Origin of the sequence: Epilithonimonas bovis DSM 19482 (assembly GCF_900108115.1) — a bacterium.
GTDB classification, from domain to species: Bacteria; Bacteroidota; Bacteroidia; order Flavobacteriales; family Weeksellaceae; genus Epilithonimonas; species Epilithonimonas bovis.
Window position 1 is genome coordinate 1 of record NZ_FTPU01000064.1, and the last position, 7,758, is coordinate 7,758.

The following is a 7,758-nucleotide window of genomic DNA, read 5'->3' on the forward strand; positions in this document are numbered from 1 at the left end:
ATAAAAGAATCGATTGATAATCAAAGCATTGTTTTCACGGATAAAAGCACATCATACGTTGATATTTCAGATTTTGTTGAACTTCATATCACCGAAAAATCTGATAAAGAAACTACCAACGAAACCTTAAAATGGGTTCACATCACCATCAGCAATGCTAAAAGAAATCTATTGGGAAATTATCATAAAATCAAAAGAAAATATCTTCAATTGTATCTCAACGAATTTATTTACAAACTAAATCGAAGATATTTCGGAGACAAACTATTCGAAAGGCTCATTATTGCTAATATTACAGCAGTATGATTAAAAACGGATATACATAATAAAATATAGAAAGGCCGATGTTGTATCAAACTCAGTATTTCCGAACCAATTTAAGTCTGTCATATTGCGTTTAAATGCCATCATATAAAAGTCTGATGTAAGCCCATCACATAACAAACGAATACTTTCACAGTCGTTATACTTGACCACATCTATTAGGTCTTTCTTTGGGTCGTTGTAACCAATAAATCTGTTGTATTCTTTTATGTTATCAAAATGAATCATAAGTATATTTTAAAAATTTAGGATAAGACAAAAGAAGATTGTCTTATCCTAATATTAAAATTACGTTTAATTGTTGAATTATTAAAATTCCTGAAGGGTAGGGCGAAGTACAATTTCGTTAATATCTACATCAGCAGGTTGTTCTATTGCATAAGCAATGGCTCTTGCCACTGAATCGGCAGGGATGGCTTGTTTATAAAAATCTACTACAAAATCTACACTTTCTTTGTGAGAGCTTCCATATTTCAATTCAGAATCAATAGCCCCAGGTTCAATGGTTGTGGTTCTAATTTTTCCCCCAACTTCGTGTCTTAAGCCTTCGGAAATAGCTCGAACGGCAAATTTGGTACCACTGTAAACTGTACCTCCTGGACTAAATACCTTAATACCCGCTACAGATGAAATATTAATAAAATGTCCCGATTCTTGTTTTTCGAAAATAGGCAATGCCGCTGCTATTCCATAAAGTACTCCTTTAATATTAATATCAATCATTCTTTCCCATTCATCGACTTTAACTTCACTCAAAGGAGCAATTGACATTAAGCCTGCATTGTTCAAAAGGACATCAAGTTTGCCGAATTCACTGATGGCTTTATTGATTAAAGCTTGTACATCGGATTTAATGGTTACGTCTGTTTTAAGATAAACTGCTTTACCGTTACCTTGTTCATTAATTTCTTCAGCAATTTTGTTTAGGCTTTCTTCTCTGCGGGCTCCTAAAACTACGTTTGCTCCTTTAGACGCTAAAAGGCGTGCAGTACTTTCTCCTAAGCCACTACTAGCTCCTGTAATTACTACTACTTTACCCGAAATGTTTTCTGATAGATTCATCTTTATTAAATTTTAATTTATGATTTTAAATAATTTATGATGCAAAATTACTTTGATGATACATTTCTAAGCTTAAACAAAATAGGGAAAAGATGAAACAAATTACAGATAGGGTGAATGTAAGCTTGCAGGTAACGTTCCGGCGGTTGGCGAAGGCGGGGATTTTCAGCGCTAAACTTCCTACGAAGAACTGAATTTCAAATTTACTACTTTCCTGTCCTACGAAGCACGAAACCCCTGTTTCCGGTAGCTTTCTCAGCGCCATATTTAGTTACTTTGTAAAACGAATTACAAATCAGCAAAATGGCAACAAAAAAAAGAGAACAACCTGTTCTCTTGAAATATTCTCTAAAAATTTTACGATAAACCCATAGTGTTGAAAAAGCTCCCATAGCGAGCCTGCCCTGAGCTAGCCGAAGGGTTCAACAGGGTTTTCATCTCGTGTCCTTCGGACAAGACGAAGACTTAGTTATTAGCGGCTGTTTTTTATTCGTCAAACTCAAATTTTGTAAGTTTTTTGTCTTTATAACAGTAAAATTCATAACTGCGTTTTGCTGCAAGTTTAAATACTTTTTCTAATAAAATTTTGTCATACTGAGGCAATAGTTCGTTGTACTTTGATTTTAACTTGTCAGGAAGTTCGTTTGTATCTATAGGTCGTTCAATTTCCAAACCGTCATCGAATGCAAATTCTAAAACAAAATTACTGTTCCTCCAATGTATTGTTCTTTCGTCATATTGATTTGTCGAGAAAGATATTTTGTCTTGGGTTATGATGTTTTGAGTTGTTCCTACCAACAAAAATATACCTGAAATAACCATTGCTGCATAACCAATTTTACGAAATAAAAATTCACTGATATGAGGTAAAATAAATTTTACTGTATAAGAAGAAATGATAGAAGCGATTGCAATTGTCAAACCAAGCCACAAAGCACTTGATGAATATAATCCCAAAATCAGATAAATGATTAGTTTGATTGAATGTAAAAATATTTCGTTAGCTGCCCTTGTCGCTACTATCTCTTCTTTCGTCAACCCATAACGCAAATAAAATCGGTTAAACAAAAGTCCAATTGCACCAGTGATGCCTGAAATAAAACCTGCGAAAAATCCGACTATTGCTAATACAAATTTTGGATAAGGTTTTTCTTCTTGTCTTTGTTGTTTCTTGGTTCTAAAAAGTTCTGGTAAATTAGCTAATAAAAACAAACCGACTATAAGTTGTAAATACAGTGGATTGACATATTTTATCAGCCAAGCTCCAAGCAATACCGCTGGGATTGAAAAAGGAACGAACCAAAAAAATATTTTCCAACAAATGTTCTTTTTGAAAACAATAATTCTTGATGCCGAACTTGTAAAAGTTCCAATAGTCAAAGAAAAAGGAACTACAGAAGTTGGCAGAAGCCAATTAAGTAAAGGCACTAATATTAAACTTGCTCCGCCTCCACAGATAGCACTAATCCAAAACGCTAGGATTGTTGCTAAAAAAAGTAGTCCTATTTTAAATACCATATATTAAGTGATGATTTTGGTTTTGTAAGTCGATGATTTTACAGATGTCGATTAAAATAGCCGCTAACGGGAAACGGCTTTGCGAAGGAGCGGATTAGAAAGACGAAACTTTCAACTTTGCACTAACGTAGCAAAACCATTTTTACTTTTGCTAAATTACAAAAAAGAGAAAAATAAAAATGGTTTTGCGGATTATAATGCACAAACTTTCGATTTAGACTTTAACCCGCTCTTTTGCAAATACAATGTTGAACTAAACCTTCGGTAGCTTTCTCTGCTCCATATTTAGTTACTTTGTAAAACTAATTAAAAATCAGCAAAATGGCAACAAAAAAAGAGAACAACCTGTTCTCTTGAAATATTTTCTAAAAACTTTACGATAAACCCATAGTGTTGAAAAAGCTCCCAAAGCGAGCCTGCCCTGAGCTAGCCGAAGGGTTCAACAGGGTTTTCATCTCGTGTCCTTCGGACAAGACGAAGACTTAGTTATTGTATGCAGTTTTTTTAGTTTTATTTATTTTCTTTAATATTTGCCAAAAGATTTGGAACTGCAAAACTTAAAACAAGTCCAAAAATTGTAATTAGTAATCCTGATATCCACGAGTTTTGATTTTCCATTTCATTTTTTAAAGATTCTATTTCTGTTTTGTTGATTTCCCTTATAGATTCATCACTTTTTTCTAATTGAGAAATGTCGTTATTCATATTAAGTAACGAAAGTGTTTTTTCAGGATTGTCTGAAATTCCTTTTTCAATAACTTCTATTCTATTTGTTAAATCTGCTATATCCGAATTTACAGGGTTATTCTTGGACGAACTTACATTTTGATTTGTTTTTTTGTCAATTTGATTTATTAATTTTTTCAAATTTTTTATTTCAGTTTTAATCGAATCACAATTGCAAGATGATGAAAAAGTTGAGGAGTTGTTTGTTTTTTTATTCAAATTTAGTGAGTAAACCACAGTAATTATTCCAACGACAAGACTTAAAATGGAAAGCATTGAGCTTAACCACACTCTTTTTTTTCTTTCTTTCAATTCTCCAATTTTATATTTTTGGATTCTTTCTTTTTCAATTTTTTCTTCAGTTTTTTGCTGTGATACAAGGGTTTCATATCTTGGGAATTCATCATCTGGAATTAGTTTTAGGGCCCCATCTGTCAATTCGAAAATTTGAAAATCTTTTCCAAATCCAAAACTTAAAACTAAATAAACAGGTATATCTTCTTGTAAATTTGATAGAAAATCATCTTGATAATAGTTTATTTCATTAATTAAATCACTTTTTTCCGAAGTTGAAGATTTAAATTCAAATAAACATAAAAAATTGTCATTTTCTGTATCAATAACTAATAAATCAGGTCTGAATTTTGGGTGAATTTTAGAGGATTTGAATTCAAACAATAGACTATTTTCAGGATAACCTTTTGATAATAAAAATTCTTTAAAAATATCTATAAATTGTTTTTCCATAAGCGATATAAGGTTGTAGATAACGTTTCGGGGCTTGGCGATGGCGGGCAAATCGAAGCCGAAACTTTCAACTAAAATACAAATTTCTACCGAAGCACAAAACGTGAACTTTTGACTTTCCGCCCGCTATTGCCAAACCCTTGTTGAACTAAACCTTCGGTAGCTTTCTCAGCGCTATATTTAGTTACTTTGTAAAACTAATTAAAAATCAGTAAAATGGCAACAAAAAAAGAGAACAACCTGTTCTCTTGAAATATTTTCTAAAAACTTTACGATAAACCCATAGTGTTGAAAAAGCTCCCAAAGCGAGCCTGCCCTGAGCTAGCCGAAGGGTTCAGCAGGGTTTTCATTGTTGGCTTTTCAAGCCCAACGAAAACCTGGGGATTAGCTGTAGTTTTTTGTTAACTTTCTTGCACTATCAGATGCAATAATTAATCCTCCTGCCAACATAATAATATCTTTTATGACTAGTCTGCCTGCTCCAGAAAGATAAGGGAAACCAAATTGTGGCGTAGGAAAATCTCCTCCTAAATTGGGAACATAAGCTTCTGGAGTGGTGATAAGGAAGGATAATGTAACTAAGGACATCCCAAAGGTTAAAAGACCTCCAATCATACCGATTTTAGGAAACCAAATGCCTAATAATACAAATAAACCAATGATGCAAATTACTGTACCTAAACCATAAGCAAATAAATAGGTTCCATTTTCTTGATGCCAATCTATATTTTTCTGAACGATTTTTCCTTCAGGATTTTTATGTAAAGTATATTCAGCAACGCTTTCTCCTTTTTCATTTAATGCAGTTTTGTCCGAATTGTTGTAGAAAAAACTCATCAATGGACTATTGGTAACAAACGGAACAATCCCTTCTGCTTCATAATGAAACGCTTTTAATCCTCCGATCCATGCCATTACAACAAAGATGGAAATACGAAGTAAATTGATAAAATTGGATTGTTGTGACGCTAAAAAAAATGCTAAACTTTTCATTTTGTATAAATTAATGATGTTAGCAAATTTAGACCACTCGTGGCGCAATAAGAATAGATAAATCAGTGAATAACCTAGACTATTTTGCCACGATGGAAATGCCTACATTTTTTCTGTATGAACTAGGAGAGATGCCAACATTCTTTTTAAAATAGCGACTGAAATAAAACTCATCCTCAAAATTCAATTCTTGCGCAATTTCTTTAATTGATTTATAAGTGAGATGAAGTAATTTTTTAGCTTCTAGAATTACACGTTCATTAACCAATTGTGAAGGTGATTTTGAAAACTGTTTCTTTATTTTTTTGCTGAAAGCATCAGTTGATAACGAAAATTCAGACGCATAAAATGCCATACTCCTTTCAGTTTTGTAATGCTTTTCTACCAAATCTTGAAAATAAACTAAGTCTTTATTCGGCAATTCATTTGGCTTTAAATTAGCTAGATATTTAGATTTTTCTTTACTAGATATGGACAAGATTAATTGCAAATAGGATTTAACAATCGAATCCGTAAATGGGCTTACTGTTTCATTTTGAATCTCATTATCCATTTTTTCAATTGTATTTACAATTTCATCATAATAGGATTTATTGATATTGAAAAAAGGTTTTTCATAAATATTATTGAATAGAATTCCGTTGCACGAAATCATATTTTTATGATATTCAATGCAATAATAATCGCCGTGAAACCGAATTAATTTCAATTCTGTTTTATTAGCGTCAAGCCATTTAAATTGTTGGTTGGGAGTAAGAAATAAAATTGTAGAGCCAGAACATACATATTGAGTCAAATTAATTTCAAACTTTGCCGAACCATCAAATACTAAAATTTGGTAAAAAGGACAGTTTATTGGCATTGAAAAGTTATGACTATTAGTGTTTTGTATGGAAATCTGGTTCAAAAGTGACGTTCTTTAAAAATTCTGACTAACGTTAAACTTTACTATTGATAATCAAGTTGTTTTGAATTCAATATCCTTATTAGTCAGTCCAAATTTAGTGATTTGTTTTTGTATTCTTTTGGCTGCTGCTATTTTTCTTTTCTCGTCCAGAAAAAGGTATTGTGAAGGCGGATTGTAACCTTGCCCCTTAACGAGCATATTCCATATAATGACGGCGAGCTTTCGGGCGAGTGCAGAAACAGCAGTTGCCCTTCCTTTTTTGTAGCTTAATCTTTTGAAGAACTCAGCGAGCCATCCCTCCTTTAGGTTGCCCATGGCATTGGCCGTGTTTCTGAATGCTATTTTCAGCCGCGAACTTCCCTTCGGAATGTGGTTGGATAATACTTTGCCACCACTTATTTTGTTGTTGGGGGCGAGCCTGAGCCATGCAGTGAATTGTTTTGCAGTGGGAAATTTTCTAATCCCATCTAATCCGACTTCTGCGATGAGAGCCATAATCAACCCTTCGCTTACTCCCTCAATCGCCATCAAGTCTATCCCTTCAAAATATTGGTAAGCAATTAAATTCATATCCGTTTGGCTTACCGCATTTTTGTTTTTTCGCTTGTGCTTTTTTTTTCAATGGTATGCTGTTTCTTATGCTCGTCCTTTTCGATGAATTCCTTCAGGAGCCGGTCGATCTGCAAATCCGTATCCATGATTTGTTGCTGGAGGTGTTTGTAGGAATCCCACTCTTGCTTCAAGGCAAAGAGATAATCTTTGCGCCCATTGAACTGCAGAGCTTTTGCGATTTCCTCCTCTGATTTTCGGCAATTGTAATGACGGAGTTTTGCCAATTCCTCTCCCTTGTGCTCTCCGTTTAGAAAAGCTTCAATAATGCAAGATCCTGTAAGACCGACTATATCCCTTACCACAACTTCAAGCCTCATATTCATCAATCGCAGATATTTTTGCATCCTCCTGGTGCATGATGCAGATTGCTTGAGCAGGTTTTGACGGTGTCTGGAATAGGTTCGTACGGTGTCCGTGTCCGAATCGGGTAAAAAGCTGGCACTCAAAAGCCCCAGAGAGTGAAGTTTTTGAATCCATTGGCAATCTTTAATGTCTGTCTTTTTCCCTTTGATATTTTTGGTTTGTCTGCCATTCACCAAAATCACCTCAAAACCCTGGCCCACCAAAGTGGAAAATAGGTTTTGCCAGTAAGTTCCGGTGGATTCCATTGCAATGGAGGTAACACCTTTTGAGTGTAGCCAGTTACACATCTCGAGCTGATCTTGGCTGTACACCCCAAATTCTTTTACATCCTCCGCATTTTGCCCTACAGCTGCCCAGTGGCTGCGGCTGCCAATGTCTATTCCACACGCATTGGGATGTACCACTTCGAGTGAAATCTGCTTCTTAATTTCCATGTCTTAATTTTTTAAATTAAACCAATAAAAAACTCCAAGGACTGCACTTTGCTAAATTTGAAATTATTCTGA

The 7,758-nt window shown here is 34.2% G+C and carries 8 protein-coding genes; 1 reads left to right on the forward strand and 7 read right to left on the reverse strand.

From position 1 onward, the window contains the following. Nucleotides 1–306, forward strand: a 306-nt coding sequence (locus tag B0B05_RS15690; protein WP_143746015.1) for an IS1595 family transposase, incomplete at its 5' end; no start/stop codon positions are given. A gap of 327 nt (nt 307–633) precedes the next feature. On the opposite strand, the gene B0B05_RS15700 is transcribed toward B0B05_RS15690, so the two are convergent. From B0B05_RS15700 to B0B05_RS16990, 7 genes are all read right to left on the reverse strand, one after another. Further along, nucleotides 634–1,386, reverse strand: coding sequence for an SDR family oxidoreductase (locus tag B0B05_RS15700; RefSeq protein WP_076784526.1), 753 nt, complete (start codon nt 1,384–1,386; stop codon nt 634–636). Nucleotides 1,387–1,872: 486 nt separating this feature from the next. Then, nucleotides 1,873–2,904 carry a sulfite exporter TauE/SafE family protein gene (locus B0B05_RS15705; protein WP_076784528.1) on the reverse strand — a complete coding sequence of 344 codons (1,032 nt, stop codon included), beginning with the start codon at nt 2,902–2,904 and terminating at the stop codon, nt 1,873–1,875. A gap of 510 nt (nt 2,905–3,414) precedes the next feature. Next, a complete protein-coding gene (locus B0B05_RS15710) occupies nt 3,415–4,377 on the reverse strand; it encodes a hypothetical protein (protein WP_143746060.1) in 963 nt (320 codons plus the stop codon). Between the two features lie 384 nt (nt 4,378–4,761). Further along, nucleotides 4,762–5,370 (reverse strand): DUF417 family protein, encoded by a 609-nt coding sequence (locus B0B05_RS15715; RefSeq protein ID WP_076784530.1) that lies wholly within the window; start codon nt 5,368–5,370, stop codon nt 4,762–4,764. Nucleotides 5,371–5,449: 79 nt separating this feature from the next. Next, nucleotides 5,450–6,232: an AraC family transcriptional regulator gene (locus B0B05_RS15720; RefSeq protein WP_076784531.1), complete on the reverse strand. Its 783-nt coding sequence runs from the start codon at nt 6,230–6,232 to the stop codon at nt 5,450–5,452. Between the two features lie 96 nt (nt 6,233–6,328). After that, nucleotides 6,329–6,847, reverse strand: coding sequence for a transposase (locus B0B05_RS16985; RefSeq protein ID WP_228455896.1), 519 nt, complete (start codon nt 6,845–6,847; stop codon nt 6,329–6,331). Between the two features lie 11 nt (nt 6,848–6,858). Next, nucleotides 6,859–7,686: an IS110 family transposase gene (locus tag B0B05_RS16990; RefSeq protein WP_245799375.1), complete on the reverse strand. Its 828-nt coding sequence runs from the start codon at nt 7,684–7,686 to the stop codon at nt 6,859–6,861. Between the last annotated feature and the right edge of the window lie 72 nt (nt 7,687–7,758).